The organism is Streptomyces sp. NPDC014870 (assembly GCF_043081505.1).
Taxonomy (GTDB): Bacteria; Actinomycetota; Actinomycetes; order Streptomycetales; family Streptomycetaceae; genus Streptomyces.
The window spans coordinates 337,863-354,216 of sequence record NZ_JBIBWQ010000005.1; the positions used below are offsets into that span (position 1 = coordinate 337,863).

Genomic DNA, 16,354 nt, shown 5'->3' on the forward strand with positions numbered 1-16,354 from the left:
CAGCCGGACGCCCCTCGCCGCGCGCTCCCGTCGTGCGGCTCACGCCGCATGGCAGATCCCCGCGCGGTACTCCCCCGGTGTCATCCCGAACCACTTGCGGAACGCGAGGTGGAAGCCGACCGCGCTCTGGTAGCCGACGCGGGCGGGGACCGCGGACTGGGGGAGGGAGGTCTCGGCGAGGAGGCGGGCGGCTTCCTGCATGCGGCGGGAGGTGAGGTGGCGGGCCGGGGACTCGCCGACGAGTTCGCGGAAGGCAGCCGTGAACGCCGAGCGGGACATGCCGACCTCGCGGGCCAGGGAGTCGATCGTCCACGGCTGCGCGAAGCGGGTGGCGATCATCACCACGGCCTGGCTGATGCCGGGGTGCCGGAGCAGGGGCAGCGAGGTCGGGTTGTCCGCGAGGTCGCGCAGGAGCGGGCGGAGCGCCAGGACCAGGGCCATCTCGAAGGCACGCAGAGTGATGAGCCGGTCCCCCGGGCCGACCGGCCGGTCCGGGGCGGCCAGCAGGCGCAGGGTGTCGCGCAGCAGCGGCTCGCGGTCGACCTGGGCGCCGTCCAGGACGAGCGCCCAGGGCAGCGAGGTGTAGAGCGTGCTCGCCGCGCTGGCGTCGTAGTGGAGTCCGGCGCACAGCAGCCGGCTCACCGCGCCGGTGCCGTCGATGCGGATCTCGCCCGACGTGCCGGGTTTGCGCTCGGGCAGGACGGCCCGCAGCGGTACGCCCTGGCGGTCCGGCGTGTCGGAGAGCCGGTGGGCGCTGCCGGTCGGGAAGACGATCAGGTCGCCCGCGTGCAGCTCCAACGGAGGGTGACCGTCGCCGGTGATCCAGCAGCCCCCCTCGACGATGTAGTGGAGCACGGCACAGCTCTGCTCCGCGTCCCCCTCGATGGCCCAGGGTGCGCGGACGTGCCAGCGGCTGTCGAAGACTCCGGTGAGCCGGAGCGGTTTGAGCAGCTCGCTCAGGAGGTCCTCGGCCTCGTCTTCCTCACGCCGGTCGTCACGGTCGGTTGCCACGGTGTCCATGGACGATCCTTCAACTTCCGCCCCGGTTTGTTAATTGAACGGTGTGAGCCGCCGCCGCCAGCCTGGAGGAGACGACACGGCAGCCACCACACCCTATCGAAGGGCCTCTACGACACATGTCCAGTCAGATACCGATGCGGGTCGCGGTCGTGGGAGCGACCGGTTTCCAGGGCGGCGCGATCGCACGTCTGCTCGTCGAGCGGCACCACCGGGTGCGGACGCTCACCCGTCGCCCCTCGGGCGACCGGCCGCCGCTGCCCGGCGCCCTGTTCGTCGCGGGCGACCTGGCCAGACCCGCGGACGTACGGCGGCTCTTCGAGGGGACGACGCACGGTGTGGTGACGCTGCCGCTGGTGTACGAGCCCGAGCGGATCCGCGCCTACGCGCGGAACGTGGCCTTCGCGGCCCTGGCGGCCGGCACCGTGCGGCTGGTCCTGAACGCCAACACCCGTGTCCCGCAGGGCCCGACGTCGGTGGCCGCGTTCGAGACCCGGCGGATCGCCGAGGAGGAGCTGCGGAGCGCCGGCGTCCCGCTGGTGGTCGTACGGCCGCCGGTCTATCTGGACAACCTGTTCTCGCCGTGGAACGGACCGGCCCTGGTCGACGAGGGCGTCCTCGCCTATCCGCTGCCCGCGTCCACGCCGACGGCCTGGCTCTCCCACCGGGACCTGGCGGAGGCGGTGCACGCGGCGCTGACCGTCGAGGGTCTGGAGGGACGTACGTTCGACATCGGCGGGGCCCGGTCGCTCACGGGCGACGAGCTGGCGGCCGCGTTCGGCCGCGGGCTCGGCCGCGCGGTGCGGTACCTGCAGCTGGCGCCGGAGGTCTTCGAGCGCGGGCTCGCCCAGCTGCTCGGTCCGGAGACGGCGGCGGGTGTCGCCGGGATCTACCACTACATGGCGACCGGCGCCGACCCGCTGCTGCTCGCGGGCGACGACGGGGTGTCGGCGGACGTGCTGGGGGTGCGGGCGGCGCCCGTGGAGGAGTGGGTGACGCGCCAGCCGTGGCAGATGTGGTCGGGAGACGCGGAGGAGCAGTCGCCCTCGGCCCAGGGCTGACGATCGAGACGACCGGCCTCGTCCCTCAGGGACGGGGCCGGTTTTACGTGTCGGGGCGCTTGCCCGCGCGACTACGCCCGAGTAGTTAACAAAGCGCCGGATTGCCCACCCGAAGTGGGTGGAAGGCTCCTCCGGTACAACCCCGTGTCACCCCCGTACGAGCCCCCCGTACGGGCCCCGGCCGAACCGGGCCGAGGCACGTACGCGCACCACCGGACAGAAGCCCGTACGTCCACCCGAACCACCCCCGTACGTCCACCCCGAACCACCCCCTTACGTCCACCCGGTACACCCCCGTAGACCCGCCATCCGAGTGAACGCGGACAGGAGCGGCCATGCCCGCAACCCGCCAGCCGTCGACGGAGCTACAAAGAGCGCACCACCACCCGCACCCCCGTACCCCCTCAGGTGATGCTGTGAATCCGCTCATGGGACGCATTCCCGTACTCGACGTCCGCCCTCTGGTCGACTGCGGCCGACGCCCCGCGAAGGCGGTGGCCGGGGAGACCTTCGAGGTCACCGCCACCGTGTTTCGCGAGGGCCACGACGCGGTCGCCGCCAATGTCGTGCTGCGCGGCCCCTCCGGCCGTCCCGGCCCCTGGATCCCGATGCGTGAACTGGCCCCCGGCACCGACCGGTGGGGCGCCGAGGTCACCCCGGACGCCGAGGGTCTGTGGACGTACACGGTGGAGGCGTGGAGCGACCCGCTGGCGACCTGGCGGCACACCGCGAAGATCAAGATCCCGGCCGGGATCGACTCCGAGCTGGTCCTCGCCGAGGGCGCGGAGCTGCACGAGCGCGCCGCCAAGGGCGTCCCGAAGAAGGGCGGCGGCCGGGAGGCCGTCCTCGCGGCCGCCGACGCGCTGCGCGACGTCTCCCGCACCGCCGCCGCCCGGCTCGCGGCGGCGCTCGCCCCGCAGGTCACCGAGGCGCTGACGCGGCACCCGCTGCGCGAACTGGTCAGCTCCTCCCCCGCGTTGCCGCTCCGGGTGGAGCGCGAGCGGGCGCTGTACGGCTCCTGGTACGAGTTCTTCCCGCGCTCGGAGGGCGTGAAGAAGGTCCGGGGCAGGACGGTCGCCGGGACGTTCCGTACCGCCGCCGAGCGGCTGCCGGCGATCGCCGCGATGGGCTTCGACGTGGTCTACCTCCCGCCGATCCACCCCATCGGCACCACGCACCGCAAGGGCCCCAACAACGCGCTCGCGGCGAGCCCGAACGACGTCGGCGTGCCGTGGGCGATCGGCTCCCCCGAGGGCGGCCACGACGCCGTCCACCCGGACCTGGGCACGATCGAGGACTTCGACGCCTTCGTGGCGCGCGCCCGCGAGCTGCGCCTGGAGATCGCGCTCGACTTCGCGCTGCAGTGCTCGCCCGACCACCCGTGGGTGGAGAAGCACCCGGAGTGGTTCCACCACCGCGCCGACGGCTCGATCGCGTACGCCGAGAACCCGCCGAAGAAGTACCAGGACATCTATCCGATCGCCTTCGACCGGGACATGGACGGCATCGTCGCCGAGACGGTCCGGGTGCTGCGGCACTGGATGGACCACGGTGTGCGGATCTTCCGGGTCGACAACCCGCACACCAAGCCGGTGGTGTTCTGGGAGCGGGTGATCGGTGAGGTCAACGGCACCGACCCGGACGTGATCTTCCTGGCGGAGGCGTTCACCCGGCCCGCGATGATGCGCACGCTCGGCACGGTCGGCTTCCAGCAGTCGTACACGTACTTCACCTGGCGCAACACCAAGGCCGAGCTGACGGAGTACGTGACCGAGCTGTCCGGCGACGCGGCCGCCGCCATGCGGCCGAACTTCTTCGTGAACACCCCGGACATCCTGCACGCCTACCTCCAGCAGGGCGGCCGGCCGGCCTTCGAGGTGCGGGCGGTGCTCGCCGCCACCCTCTCGCCGACCTGGGGCGTGTACGCCGGCTACGAGCTGTGCGAGGCCACCGCGCTGCGCGAGGGCAGCGAGGAGTACCTGGACTCGGAGAAGTACCAACTGCGGCCCCGCGACTGGGAGTCGGCCGAGCGCTCTGGCGCCTCGATCGCGCCCCTGATCACCACGCTCAACCGGGTCAGGCGCCGCCACCCGGCGCTGCGAAGGCTGCGGAACGTGCACTTCCACACGACCGACAACGACGCGGTGATCGCGTACAGCAAGCGCTCGGGTTCGAACACCGTTCTGGTGGTCGCCAACCTCGATCCGCACCACACCCAGGAGGCCACGGTCTCGTTGGACATGCCGGAGCTCGGCCTCGACTGGCACGAGACCGTACCGGTGCGCGACGAGCTCACCGGTGAGACCTATCACTGGGGCAGGGCCAACTATGTGCGCCTCGAGCCGGGCGTCACGCCCGCGCACATCCTCGCCCTGCGACCGTCCCCGACGATCGGAGGGTCACCCACATCATGACCGTCAACGAACCCGTCCCCGACACCTTCGAGGACACGCCCGCCAAGGACCGTGACCCGGACTGGTTCAAGAGGGCCGTCTTCTACGAAGTGCTCGTGCGCTCCTTCCAGGACAGCAACGGGGACGGCGTAGGCGACCTCAAGGGCATCACCTCGCGCCTGGACTACCTGCAGTGGCTCGGCGTCGACTGCCTCTGGCTGCCACCGTTCTTCAAGTCCCCGCTGCGGGACGGTGGCTACGACGTCGCCGACTACACCTCCGTGCTCCCGGAGTTCGGCGATCTCGCCGACTTCGTGGAGTTCGTGGACGCGGCGCACCAGCGCGGCATGCGCGTGATCATCGACTTCGTCATGAACCACACGAGCGACGCGCACCCGTGGTTCCAGGAGTCGCGCTCGGACCCCGACGGGCCGTACGGGGACTACTACGTCTGGGCCGACGACGACAAGCAGTTCCAGGACGCCCGGATCATCTTCGTCGACACGGAGACGTCGAACTGGACCTTCGACCCGGTGCGCAAGCAGTACTACTGGCACCGGTTCTTCTCGCACCAGCCGGACCTCAACTACGAGAACCCGGCGGTGCAGGAGGAGATCCTGTCGGCGCTGAAGTTCTGGCTGGACCTCGGCATCGACGGCTTCCGGCTCGACGCGGTGCCGTACCTGTACCAGCAGGAGGGCACCAACTGCGAGAACCTGCCTGCCACCCACTCCTTCCTCAAGCGGGTCCGCAAGGAGATCGACGACCACTACCCGGACACGGTGCTGCTCGCCGAGGCGAACCAGTGGCCGGAGGACGTGGTCGACTACTTCGGGGACTTCGCCTCGGGTGGCGACGAGTGCCACATGGCGTTCCACTTCCCGGTGATGCCGCGCATCTTCATGGCGGTACGGCGGGAGTCGCGCACCCCCGTCTCGGAGATCCTGGCCAAGACCCCGGCGATCCCGGACGGCTGCCAGTGGGGCATCTTCCTGCGCAACCACGACGAGCTGACCCTCGAGATGGTGACGGACGAAGAGCGCGACTACATGTACGCGGAGTACGCCAAGGATCCCCGGATGCGCGCGAACATCGGCATCCGGCGGCGGCTCGCCCCGCTCCTCGACAACGACCGCAAGCAGATGGAGCTGTTCACCGCGCTGCTCTTCTCGCTGCCGGGTTCACCGGTGCTGTACTACGGCGACGAGATCGGGATGGGCGACAACATCTGGCTCGGCGACCGGGACGGCGTGCGGACGCCGATGCAGTGGACGCCGGACCGGAACGCGGGCTTCTCGTCCTGCGACCCGGGGCGGCTCACGCTGCCGGCCATCATGGACCCGGTCCACGGCTTCCAGGTGACGAACGTGGAGTCGGGGATGGCCTCGCCGTCCTCGCTGCTGCACTGGACCAAGCGGATGATCGAGATCCGTAAGCAGAACGTGGCCTTCGGCCTCGGGTCGTACACGGAACTGCCGTCCTCCAACCCGGCGGTGCTCGCCTTCCTCCGGGAGTCCGGGGACGACCTGGTGCTCTGCGTGAACAACTTCTCGCGGTTCGCGCAGCCGACGGAGCTGGACCTGCGGCAGTTCGACGGGATGAGCCCCGTGGAGCTGATCGGCCAGGTGCGGTTCCCGGCGATCGGACAGTGGCCGTACCTGCTGACCCTGGCGGGTCACGGCTTCTACTGGTTCCGCCTGAAGAAGAGCCGGTTGACGACTCCCACCCGCAGTTCCTGACGAGTTGTCAGTCAACTGCCCGGGGTGGAGCGGGTTTCCCCCGCGCCACCCTGGGCACTGTGTCCCACACACAGTCGATTCAGGTCCATACGGGCCTTCTTGTCGGGCCCATACGGATCTTCCCCATCCGACACGTCCCGCACATCCGGACAGCCGAAGCCGCCATCCGGGACACTCTGCGCATTTGAACTCGATTCACGCGAACTCAAATCTGCGCCCCCCGGGGAAAGGACGCGATGCCATGCCGGAGACCGCATCCACCACCCGGGCCCCGGCCGCCCTCCTCCCGTCACTCGCTCCCCTGCTCCATGAATGGCTGCCCCGGCAGCGCTGGTTCGCGGGCAAGGGACGCCGGGTCACCGGATTCACCCTGGAGGCGGCCACCGAGCTGCTGCCACTGGACGGCACGGGACCCGGGCTGCTGCATCTCCTGGTCCGGGTCGAACAGCCCGGCCGCCCGACGGGCACACCCGCCGACTGCTACCAACTCCTCCTCGGTGTCCGCACCCAGCTGCCGCCCCGGCTCGCCCCCGCCCTGATCGGGCGGATCCGGCAGGGGCCGCTGGCAGGCCGGGCGGTCTACGAAGGGCTGCGGGACCCGCGGCTCGCCGGACTGCTCTACGAACGGCTGCGCACCCCCGGCCGGATCGGCCCGCTGACCTTCCGGGGCACGACCGAACTGCCCGCGTCCCTCGCGCCCAGGGTCCTGGACGCCGAGCAGTCCAACTCCTCGCTCGTGTACGGCGATACGTACATCCTGAAGATCTTCCGCCGGGTCAGCCCCGGGCTCAACCCCGATCTGGAGCTGCCGCTCGCGCTCGCCGGCGCGGGGTGCGCGCGGGTGCCCGCGCCGGTGGCCTGGTTCGAGTCGGGCGCGAGCACGCTCGGAGTCCTCCAGCCCTATCTGCGGGACTCCCGCGACGGATGGCGGCTTGCCCTCGACGCCCTGGCCGAGGGCCGCGAGTTCACCGCAGAGGCGCACGCGCTGGGCCGGGCGACGGCCGAGGTGCACCTCGCGCTCGCGACGGCGCTGCCGACGGAGCGGCTGCGGCGGACCCAGAGCGCGCACCTGGCCGCCGAGATGGACCAGCGGCTGCACGCTGCCGCGCAGGCGGTGCCGGCGCTGCTGCCCCACGTACCGGGGCTGCGGTCGGTCTTCGCGGCGGCCGGCGAGGGCTCCGGGTACCTCCAGCGCGTCCACGGCGATCTCCACCTCGGTCAGACCCTGCGGGCTGCGGACGGGGGCTGGGCGGTGATCGACTTCGAGGGCGAGCCGGCGAAGCCGCTCGCCGAGCGCTGCCGCCCGCAGCCCGCGGTCCGTGACGTGGCGGGCATGCTCCGCTCCTTCGACTACGCGGCGCGCACGCACCGCCCCTGGAAGCCGGAGTGGGCGGCGCGCTGCCGGGCCGCGTACTGCACGGGCTATGCCGAGGCCGCGGGCACCGACCCGCGCGCGGACCCGGCGCTGCTGCGCGCCTACGAGACCGACAAGGCGGTCTACGAGGTCCTCTACGAGGCCCGTCACCGCCCGGACTGGCTCCCGGTGCCGATGGCGGCGATCGAACGCCTGGCGGGCGGGGAGTGACCCCCGAAGGGCCGTGCGAGGCCCGTTCGGCGGAGTGTCCTGTGCGGGACCCGCGCCGTTGCGGTTGCGTGGGAACCGGCGCGTATTCCTCAGCCCCACACCTTCCGACACCCTTGCAGGAGGCATCCCCGTGACCGCCCGATCCGCTCGCAAGACGGCAGCGCCCCCGGCCAAGACGCCCGCCCCCCGGGCCGCCCAGGAGGCCGAACGGAAGGCGGTACGGAAGGCGCCGCCGCTCGACCCCGGGGACCGGGCGCGGCTGCTCGCCGGCGAGCACCACGACCCGCACGCGGTGCTCGGCGCGCACCCGGTCCGCGGCGGCGTCGCGATCCGGGTCCTGCGCCCGTTCGCCCGTGAGGTCGCCGTCCTCGCCAAGGGCAGGCGCGTCGCCCTGCACGACGACGGCGACGGCTTCTTCTCCGGGCTGCTGCCCCTGCTGCGCAAGATCCCGCCGTACGAGCTTCGCGTCCGCTACGACGGCGACGAGCTGCCCGTGGAGGACCCGTACCGCTTCCTGCCCGCCCTCGGCGAGCTGGACCTCCACCTCATCGGCGAGGGCCGGCACGAGGAGCTGTGGAAGGCGCTCGGCGCGCGGACGATGGTTCACCAGGGCGTCACGGGCACCCGGTTCACGGTCTGGGCCCCGAACGCGCGGGGCGTGCGCGTCACCGGCGACTTCACGCACTGGGACGGCACGGCGCTGCCGATGCGCTCGCTCGGCGCCACCGGCGTCTGGGAGCTGTTCGTCCCCGGGATCGGCGAGGGCGCGGTCTACAAGTTCGACATCACCCGCCCCGACGGCTCCCACACGCTGCGCGCCGACCCGATGGCCCGCCGCGCCGAGTGCCCCCCGAACACCGCGTCCGTGGTCACCGACTCGTACCACGAGTGGGAGGACGCCGGGTGGATGGCGAGCCGCGGCGCGCGCCCGCACCACGAGGCCCCGCTCTCCGTCTACGAACTCCACCTGCCGTCCTGGCGGCCGGGGCTGACGTACCGCCAGCTGGCCGAGCAGCTCCCGGCGTACGTCCGCGATCTCGGCTTCACGCACGTGGAGTTCATGGCCGTCGCCGAGCACCCCTTCAGCGGCTCCTGGGGCTACCAGGTCACCGGCTACTACGCGCCGACCTCCCGGCTCGGCACCCCCGACGACTTCAAGTACCTCGTCGACGCGCTGCACCGGGCCGGCATCGGGGTCCTGATGGACTGGGTGCCCGCGCACTTCCCGCGCGACGACTGGGCGCTCGCGGAGTTCGACGGCCGGCCGCTGTACGAGCACGAGGACCCGCGCCGCTCGGCCCACCCCGACTGGGGCACGCTGGAGTTCGACTACGGCCGCAAGGAGGTGCGGAACTTCCTCGTCGCCAACGCGGTGTACTGGTGCGAGGAGTTCCACATCGACGGCCTGCGGGTGGACGCCGTCGCCTCGATGCTCTACCTCGACTACTCGCGCGAGCACGGCGAGTGGCTGCCGAACGAGTTCGGCGGGCGGGAGAACCTGGACGCGGTCGCCTTCCTCCAGGAGATGAACGCCACCGTGTACCGGCGCTGCCCCGGTGTCGTCACCTTCGCCGAGGAGTCGACGGCCTGGGACGGCGTGACCCGGGCGACCGACCAGGTCGGCCCCGGCGGCTTCGGCGGGCTCGGCTTCGGCATGAAGTGGAACATGGGCTGGATGCACGACTCCCTCGGCTATGTCTCCAAGGAGCCGGTGCACCGCAAGTACCACCACAACGAGATGACGTTCTCGATGGTGTACGCGTACAGCGAGAACTACATCCTGCCGATCTCCCACGACGAGGTCGTGCACGGCAAGCAGGCGCTGGTCTCCAAGATGCCCGGCGACTGGTGGCAGCGGCGCGCCAACCACCGCGCGTACCTCGGTTTCATGTGGTCCCACCCCGGCAAGCAACTCCTGTTCATGGGGCAGGAGTTCGCGCAGGGCGCGGAGTGGTCCGCCGAGCACGGCCCCGAGTGGTGGCTGATGGACGAGACGTACCACTCGGCCGGTGACCACCGGGGCGTACGGGACCTGGTGCGCGACCTGAACACGGTGTACGCGGCGACCCCGGCGCTGTGGGAGCGGGACACCGCCCCCGAGGGCTTCCAGTGGGTGGTGGGCGACGCGGCGGAGGACAACGTCTTCGCCTTCCTCCGCCACGACGCCGAGGGCGCTCCGCTCCTCGCGGTGAGCAACTTCTCGCCCGTCGTGCGGCACGACTTCCGGCTCGGCGTCCCGGACACGTGCGCGGCCTGGGCGGAGGTCCTGAACACGGACGACCAGCGGTACGGCGGCAGTGGCGTGGCGAACACCGACCCGGTGAAGACCGAGTCGGTGCCCTCCCACGGCCGTTCGGCGAGCGTGCGGATGACGCTGCCGCCGCTGGCGACGGTCTGGCTCAGGCCTGCGTGACGAGCCGCCCGGGCCCGCCTGACGGTCAGGCCCGGGTGATGATCCCGAGTCGCTGGGTGGCCCGGGTCAGCGCCACGTACAGGTCGTTGATGCCGTGCGTGGCGCCGGCCCGGATGCCGTCCGGGTCGACGACCAGGACCGTGTCGAACTCCAGGCCCTTGGCGTGCCGGGGGTCGAGGACGACCACCGGCCGGGTCAGGTCCGGGTCGGGGCCGTGGGAGGCCTCCGGGAGCGCGGCGGTGAGCGCCGGGTGGAGGTCCGCGGGGGCGATCACGGCGAGGCGGCCCTCTTCGCGCGCCTCGGCGGCGACCACGTCGGCGGCCTCCTTCACCGGGTCCTCGACCACGCGCCGCCAGGGCTCGACGCCCGTGGAGCGGACCGAGCGGGGCGGCTCGAAGGCCGGGTCGGCCTCGCGCCGGACGTCGGCGGCGACCGCCATGATCTCGGCCGGGGTGCGGTAGTTGACGCCGAGCCGTACGAGTTCCCAGCGGTCGTCCACGTAGGGCGCGAGGATCTGCTCCCACGCGCCGACGCCGGCCGCGTCACCGGTCTGCGCCGGGTCGCCGACCAGGGTCATGGAGCGGGTCGGGCTGCGGCGCATGAGGAGCCGCCAGGCCATCGCCGAGAGCTCCTGCGCCTCGTCGACGATGATGTGGCCGAAGGCCCAGGTCCGGTCGGCGGCGGCGCGTTCGGCGGCGCTGCGGTGGTCGGCCTCCTCGTGCCGCTCGGCGAACCGCTCGGCGTCGATGATGTCGTGGGCCGAGAGGACCTCGGCGGCGTCCTTGTCCAGCTCCTCCTTGTCCTCGAACTCGTAGGTCCGCGAGGCGTAGCTGACGTCGAGGACGCCCTGCGCGTACTGGATCCGCTTGTCCCGCTCGGCCTCCTCGGCGGCGCGGGCGGCGGAGTCGTCCACGCCGAGGAGCTCGGCGGCCTCGTCGAGCAGCGGGACGTCGGCGGAGGTCCAGGGGCCCTCCGCGCGCCTGATCGCGTCCGCGTCCCCGTCGGTGTCGAGGTGGGTCGGCTCGGCGAGGTAGTCGGCGAGGAACGACTCGGGGGTGAGGGCCGGCCAGAGGGTCTCGACGGCGGAGTGGACCTCGGCGTTGGCGGCGATGCCCTTGGCGAGCAGGGCGATGTCGTCGGGGCCGAGGAAGTTGGGGCCGCCGTACGGGTCGGCCCCGATGCGGTCGGCGAGCTGGGCGGCGAGCGCGTCGAGGATGTTGAAGACGAAGTACGGCCGGGCGAGGTTGTGCGGCAGTCCGGTCTCGCGGGCCTTGTGCCGGGCCTCCAGGGCCATGTCCCAGTCGATGACCAGGTCGCCGTCGTCGTGGGGGACGATCAGCGGCGCGCCGCGCTCGGGGACCTGCTGCCGGTCGCGTACCGCCGCGGCGAGCGCGGCGGCCATGCCGGCGGCGCCCTTCACTGCGGCGGCGCGCGGGGTGTCCGTGCCGGTGGCGCGCACGCCGGGGAACAGTTCGGCGGGGGTCGCGAGCAGGACGCCGGTCTCGCCGAGGGAGGGCAGCACGTTGCCGATGTAGCCGAGGAAGGCGGGGTTGGGGCCGACGATGAGGACGGCGCGCTTGGCGAGCTGCTCGCGGTGGGCGTAGAGCAGGTACGCGGCGCGGTGCAGGGCCACGGCGGTCTTGCCGGTGCCGGGGCCGCCCTCGACGACGAGGACGCCCCGGTGCGGGGAGCGGATGATGCGGTCCTGCTCGGCCTGGATGGTCTGCACGATGTCGTGCATGCGCCCGGTGCGGGCGGCGTCGAGTGCGGCGAGGAGGACCTCGTCGGCGTCGCGGTTCTCGTGCCCGGTGCGGGTCGCGTCGGCGAGGTCGAGCACCTCGTCATGGAGGGCGGTCACCTCACGGCCATGGGTGGTGATGTGCCGGCGGCGGCTGAGACCCATCGGTTCGTAGCCGGTGGCGAGGTAGAAGGGCCGCGCGATCTCGGCGCGCCAGTCGACGACGAGCGGGGTGCGGTTCGGGTCGTCCTCGCGGATGCCGATCCTGCCGATGTGGTGGTCGCGTCCGTCCCGGAACACGAGCCGCCCGAAGCAGAGTCCGGTCTCCCCGGCGTCGAGCGCGGCGAGGACCCCGCTCTGTTCGGCCACCAGCACGTCCCGCTCCAGACGGCCCTGGTTGCCGACCCAGGGCGCCTTGAGCGCCGTGCCGACGGCGGCCTCGGCCTGGTCCCTGAGGTCGTCGAGTCGGGCGTAGAGCTCGGTGATGAATTTCTGCTCGTTCCGAAATTCCTCGGTTGACAATTCGACTCCCGGCGCGATACAGTGCTTTTAGTGAACTTCTCCGTGCCTTTGCCGTGCACAGACACGGAACTTCAAAATATACGCGACGCACAACCCCGACTGTCAATTCTAGTCGGGGTATTTTTGTGTGCCATGGGGAGAGACAGCACGGGGAGAGACAGGGCAGCGGCGGCACGCGATCTGCTGATCGCGCGAGGAGCGGACCGGCTCGACCACCCGGGCGGCACGCTCCTGGCCCACCTGGAGCGGGCCGAGACCCGACTGGCCGCCTGGGGCGCCCGCGAGGAGCTGCGACTCGCCGGCCTGTGCCACGCCTTCTACGGCACGGACGGCTTCGCCGAGAGCCTGCTGCCGCTGGAGCGGCGGGCGGAACTGGTGGAGGCGATCGGCGCGGGCGCGGAGGAACTCGTGTACTTCTACGCGAGCTGCGACCGGGAATTCTCGTACCCGGCCCTGGAGACCGAGGACGGCCCCTTTCGGGACCGTTTCACGGGCGGGACGTGCATTCCGACGGCCCGGCAGCGGGCCGACTTCGCGGAACTCACGGCGGCGAACGAGCTGGACGTCCTCGCGGCGAACGAGGAACTGCGCGCCCGTTACGGCGCCGCCCTGCTGCGGCTCTTCACCCGCTGGCGGGGGCTGCTCAGCGAGCGAGCGCTGGAGGACCTCGCCCTCGTCGAAGGACTCGGAAGCCGCCCCGACGACCGCGGCCGTTAAGCCCGTGCGCTGCGGACCCGGCTCCGTTACCCTCGGCCGTATGAAGCCTGCCGCGGTCATCACGACGACGCCGGAGAGTGTCCCGGCGCGCTGACCGCTGTCTTGACGTCACGAAGCCCCGGGGCCGAGCGCCCCGGGGCTTCGTCGTTCCTCCGGTGGCCGTTCGCCCCACCCGTAGGAGGACCGGATGAACCACGACCGCCACGACCACCGCAGGCTCGGCCGCGAGCTGGAGCTGTTCGGGACCGACCCGCTGATCGGGGCCGGACTCCCGTACTGGCTGCCCGACGGGGCCGCCGTGCGGCACGCGTTGGAGGAGTACGTCCGCGAGGTCGAGCGGCGGGCCGGGTACCGGCACGTGTACTCGCCCGTGCTCGGCAAACGCGAGCTGTACGAGATCTCCGGGCACTGGGAGCACTACAGCGACGACATGTTCCCGCCCATGGAACTGGGCGGCGAGCAGGTCGTCCTGCGGCCCAGCCTCTGCCCGCACCATGCCGTCGTCTACCGCTCCCGGGCGCACAGTTACCGTGAGCTGCCGTTGCGCATGGCCGAGCTCGGCCCCATGTACCGGTCCGAACTCTCGGGCGTCCTGGGCGGGTTGACCCGGGTGCGGTCCATCCAGCTCAACGACGCGCACATCTTCTGCACCCTGGACCAGGTCCGCGAGGAGGCGGCCGGCGCCCTGGAGCTGATCCGGAGGGCGTACGAGGCGATGGGCATCGAGCCCGCGCGGTACCGGCTCTCCCTGCCGGGGCCGGGCGGCAAGTACGTGGACGCGCCCGAACTGTGGGCCCGCTCGGTCGCCCTCCTGGAGGAGGTGCTCGACGCCTCCGGGCTGCCGTACGAGGCGGCGGAGGGCGAGGCCGCGTTCTACGGCCCGAAGATCGACGTCCAGGTCGCGGACCGCGCGGGGCGGGAGTCGACCCTGTCGACCGTACAGATCGACTTCCACCAGCCGGAGCGGTTCGACCTGCACTACATCGGCGCCGACGGCGCCAGGCACCGGCCGGTCATGATCCACCGCAGCGTCGTCGGCAGCGTCGAGCGGGCCGTCGCCCACCTGCTCGAACAGCACGGCGGCGCGTTCCCCGCCTGGCTGGCCCCCGTGCAGCTCGTCGTCCTCCCGGTCGCCGAGTCCGAACGCCCCGCCGCCGAGGCGCTGGCCGCCCGCTGCGTCGCACGCGGCCTGCGCGCCGAGGTGGCGGGCCCGGACCGCGGCACCCTGGGCGCCCGCGTCCGGGAGGCCCGCCTCGTCCCGTACCAGGCGGTGATCGGCGCCCGCGAGGCGGAGGCCGGCCAGGTCGCCCTGCGCCTGCGCGACGGCCGCCGCCCCGCCCCGCAGGCGGCGGAGGAACTCGTGCGCCGCATCGAGGAACGGGTGGCCGCGCACGACACCGTGCTCTGGGACGAGGTCTAGGCCGTGTCCGGAAAGTATGGCCGTCCGCCCGACAGGGCGTCGCGAGCCGGGCCAGACTTTCCGGACACGACCTAGGCCGTCAGGGGGTCACCGGTCGATGCCCGTGCCGCGGGTGGGCCCCGGCACGGGCGGCGGGGGTGTCGCCGGGGCGGCGGGCCCCCGGGGAGCCGGGGGCCGGCTCGGGGCGATGGTCACACCGGGCATGAACGCGGCGCCCGGGTTCACCCGGATCGTGGTGTCGCCCTGCTGAAACCCACGGCTGGGCGCGGGGACGGCGGCTGCCGGAGAAGCCGGTTGCGGGCCGAAGTCGCCGCGGTCGGTGGTGATCAGCCCGGTGGCCAACCCCTGCGCGGCGAGCTTCTCGGCGTTCTCCCGACCGACGGAGTAGCCCCGGCCCGTCACCGTGTCCGCGTACAGGCTCCGGATGAACCCTTCCGGCGCCATGCGGCCGCCGTACCACTCCGCCCCGGTGTCGAACCTCTGCCGGCCGGTCAGCCAGCGGTCGGCGTTCTGCGCAAGACACTGTTCCTCCGGGACCTCGACGGAGAGCACGACACGCTGGTCGTACCCCTCCCTCTCGAGGTCCGTGAAGAGGTTCGCCGTCCAGTCGAACGCCCGCAGGGACTGGTCGTAGAGCAGGTTGTAGCCCTCGGCTCGGGCCCACGTCTCGACCAAGTCCTGAACATGGCCCGACTCCCGGTGCACCAGGGACGCCTTCTCCGACGGGGCCAAGCGGCGCCCGTCGGACAGACGGTCGAACTCCGCCGGCAGCTCGGGCGCGCCACCGTACTCGAACAGCTGCACCTTGAACTCGTCCGGGTCGAGCACGACGTAGTCGTCGAGGTCGACACCGTGGACGCGGCGCAGCTGCTCACCGAGCTCGGAGTCCTGGCTCTGCCACTCCGGCAGGCTGCCCTGCGCCCTGCCCTTGCCGGACCCCGGCGCACCACCCGTGAAGAGCACGGCGTGGCCGTCGCGGGGCTTCCCCTTGCACTTTTCCTTGAACCCTTCGATGAGCGCGTCGTGGATCCGCGCCCGCTCGGGAGTCCAGATCCCGCCCATGGAATGGCGGTTCGTGGTGTCGAACTCGCCCCCCATCGCCAGGTCTCCCCCGATGCCCATCCGGTGCTGAAGCTCCCGGTAGACCGGCTCGTACTCCCCCGTCACCCACACGCGCGCTTCCCTCCCCCTGCTCGCGACCTACGTTCCGCCGTCAGAACCCACGCCGCAGAAGCAGGGCGCGGATCTCCTCGATGTCCTCGGCGGTCAGCCTGCCGAGCCCTCGTGCCTGGTTGACCACGGCGAGCGTGTTGTCCTGGTGCGTCGGCGCCGTGTGGGTGGGGTCGAACCACTCCTCCTCGAAGTCCCAGGCGCCGATGGTCGCCAGCGCCTCGGCGCGGGGGATCTCGCCCGCCGCGTAGCGCTCGATGTACGCACGCAACGACGGCTTCCCGTCGGTCACCCGACGCTGCCACCCCTGCGCTTCGCGCGTGCGGATCTCCTCGATGTCCTCGGGCGTCAGCTTGCCGAGCGTCCGTGCCTCGTTGAGCACGGCCCTGGTGTTGTCCGGGTACGGCGGCCCCGCGGGGGCGTTCCACAGCGCCTCGAAGTCCCAGGCGGCGATGGTCGCCAGGGCTTCCTCGCGGGGGATCTCGCCCGCCGCGTACCGCTCGATGTACGCACGCAACGACGGCTTCTCGCCGGTCATGACTCCCACCCTGGCCTCTCTGTCGTCCTCGCCTCGGGCGA

At 71.9% G+C, this 16,354-nt stretch carries 11 protein-coding genes; 7 read left to right on the plus strand and 4 right to left on the minus strand.

The annotated features are described in order from the left end of the window. Window positions 1-39 precede the first annotated feature (39 nt). Window positions 40-1,020 carry an AraC family transcriptional regulator gene (locus ACF09C_RS17110; protein WP_392092245.1) on the minus strand — a complete coding sequence of 327 codons (981 nt, stop codon included), beginning with the start codon at window positions 1,018-1,020 and terminating at the stop codon, window positions 40-42. Window positions 1,021-1,136: 116 nt separating this feature from the next. Between ACF09C_RS17110 and ACF09C_RS17115 the strand changes: the two genes are divergently transcribed. From ACF09C_RS17115 to glgB, 5 genes are all read left to right on the plus strand, one after another. Then, window positions 1,137-2,078, plus strand: coding sequence for an SDR family oxidoreductase (locus ACF09C_RS17115; RefSeq protein ID WP_392092246.1), 942 nt, complete (start codon window positions 1,137-1,139; stop codon window positions 2,076-2,078). A 428-nt stretch (window positions 2,079-2,506) separates the two neighbouring features. Continuing rightward, window positions 2,507-4,492, plus strand: coding sequence for an alpha-1,4-glucan--maltose-1-phosphate maltosyltransferase (locus ACF09C_RS17120; protein ID WP_392092247.1), 1,986 nt, complete (start codon window positions 2,507-2,509; stop codon window positions 4,490-4,492). Further along, window positions 4,489-6,210, plus strand: coding sequence for a maltose alpha-D-glucosyltransferase (gene treS / locus ACF09C_RS17125; RefSeq protein WP_392092248.1), 1,722 nt, complete (start codon window positions 4,489-4,491; stop codon window positions 6,208-6,210). Before ACF09C_RS17120 ends, treS begins: the two co-directional genes overlap by 4 nt. A 241-nt stretch (window positions 6,211-6,451) precedes the next feature. Further along, entirely contained in the window at window positions 6,452-7,795 is a 1,344-nt protein-coding gene (locus tag ACF09C_RS17130; protein ID WP_392092249.1) for a maltokinase, read from the plus strand. 130 nt (window positions 7,796-7,925) lie between these two features. Further along, window positions 7,926-10,208, plus strand: coding sequence for a 1,4-alpha-glucan branching enzyme (gene glgB, locus ACF09C_RS17135; RefSeq protein WP_392092250.1), 2,283 nt, complete (start codon window positions 7,926-7,928; stop codon window positions 10,206-10,208). Between the two features lie 25 nt (window positions 10,209-10,233). Here the strand turns inward: glgB and ACF09C_RS17140 are convergent, their stop codons facing one another. Beyond that, on the minus strand, window positions 10,234-12,468 hold the full coding sequence (locus tag ACF09C_RS17140; RefSeq protein ID WP_392092251.1) for a HelD family protein: 2,235 nt from the start codon (window positions 12,466-12,468) through the stop codon (window positions 10,234-10,236). Window positions 12,469-12,600: 132 nt separating this feature from the next. Between ACF09C_RS17140 and ACF09C_RS17145 the strand changes: the two genes are divergently transcribed. Both ACF09C_RS17145 and thrS read left to right on the plus strand, forming a co-directional pair. Continuing rightward, window positions 12,601-13,185: a DUF6817 domain-containing protein gene (locus ACF09C_RS17145; protein ID WP_392092252.1), complete on the plus strand. Its 585-nt coding sequence runs from the start codon at window positions 12,601-12,603 to the stop codon at window positions 13,183-13,185. Window positions 13,186-13,372: 187 nt separating this feature from the next. Next, window positions 13,373-14,605, plus strand: coding sequence for a threonine--tRNA ligase (thrS, locus tag ACF09C_RS17150; RefSeq protein ID WP_392092253.1), 1,233 nt, complete (start codon window positions 13,373-13,375; stop codon window positions 14,603-14,605). An 87-nt stretch (window positions 14,606-14,692) separates the two neighbouring features. Here the strand turns inward: thrS and ACF09C_RS17155 are convergent, their stop codons facing one another. Together ACF09C_RS17155 and ACF09C_RS17160 are read right to left on the minus strand one after the other, a co-directional pair. Beyond that, on the minus strand, window positions 14,693-15,778 hold the full coding sequence (locus ACF09C_RS17155; protein ID WP_392092254.1) for a zeta toxin family protein: 1,086 nt from the start codon (window positions 15,776-15,778) through the stop codon (window positions 14,693-14,695). Between the two features lie 40 nt (window positions 15,779-15,818). After that, window positions 15,819-16,313: a hypothetical protein gene (locus tag ACF09C_RS17160; protein WP_392092255.1), complete on the minus strand. Its 495-nt coding sequence runs from the start codon at window positions 16,311-16,313 to the stop codon at window positions 15,819-15,821. Window positions 16,314-16,354 lie beyond the last annotated feature (41 nt).

What these genes read in the sequence shown, in the direction of transcription:
- thrS (WP_392092253.1), top strand. Translation starts at nt 13,373, where the DNA reads ATGAACCACGACCGCCACGACCACCGCAGGCTCGGCCGCGAGCTGGAG.
- ACF09C_RS17120 (WP_392092247.1), top strand. Translation starts at nt 2,507, where the DNA reads ATGGGACGCATTCCCGTACTCGACGTCCGCCCTCTGGTCGACTGCGGC.
- ACF09C_RS17130 (WP_392092249.1), top strand. Translation starts at nt 6,452, where the DNA reads ATGCCGGAGACCGCATCCACCACCCGGGCCCCGGCCGCCCTCCTCCCG.
- ACF09C_RS17110 (WP_392092245.1), bottom strand. Translation starts at nt 1,020, where the DNA reads ATGGACACCGTGGCAACCGACCGTGACGACCGGCGTGAGGAAGACGAG.
- ACF09C_RS17160 (WP_392092255.1), bottom strand. Translation starts at nt 16,313, where the DNA reads ATGACCGGCGAGAAGCCGTCGTTGCGTGCGTACATCGAGCGGTACGCG.
- treS (WP_392092248.1), top strand. Translation starts at nt 4,489, where the DNA reads ATGACCGTCAACGAACCCGTCCCCGACACCTTCGAGGACACGCCCGCC.
- ACF09C_RS17145 (WP_392092252.1), top strand. Translation starts at nt 12,601, where the DNA reads ATGGGGAGAGACAGCACGGGGAGAGACAGGGCAGCGGCGGCACGCGAT.
- ACF09C_RS17115 (WP_392092246.1), top strand. Translation starts at nt 1,137, where the DNA reads ATGTCCAGTCAGATACCGATGCGGGTCGCGGTCGTGGGAGCGACCGGT.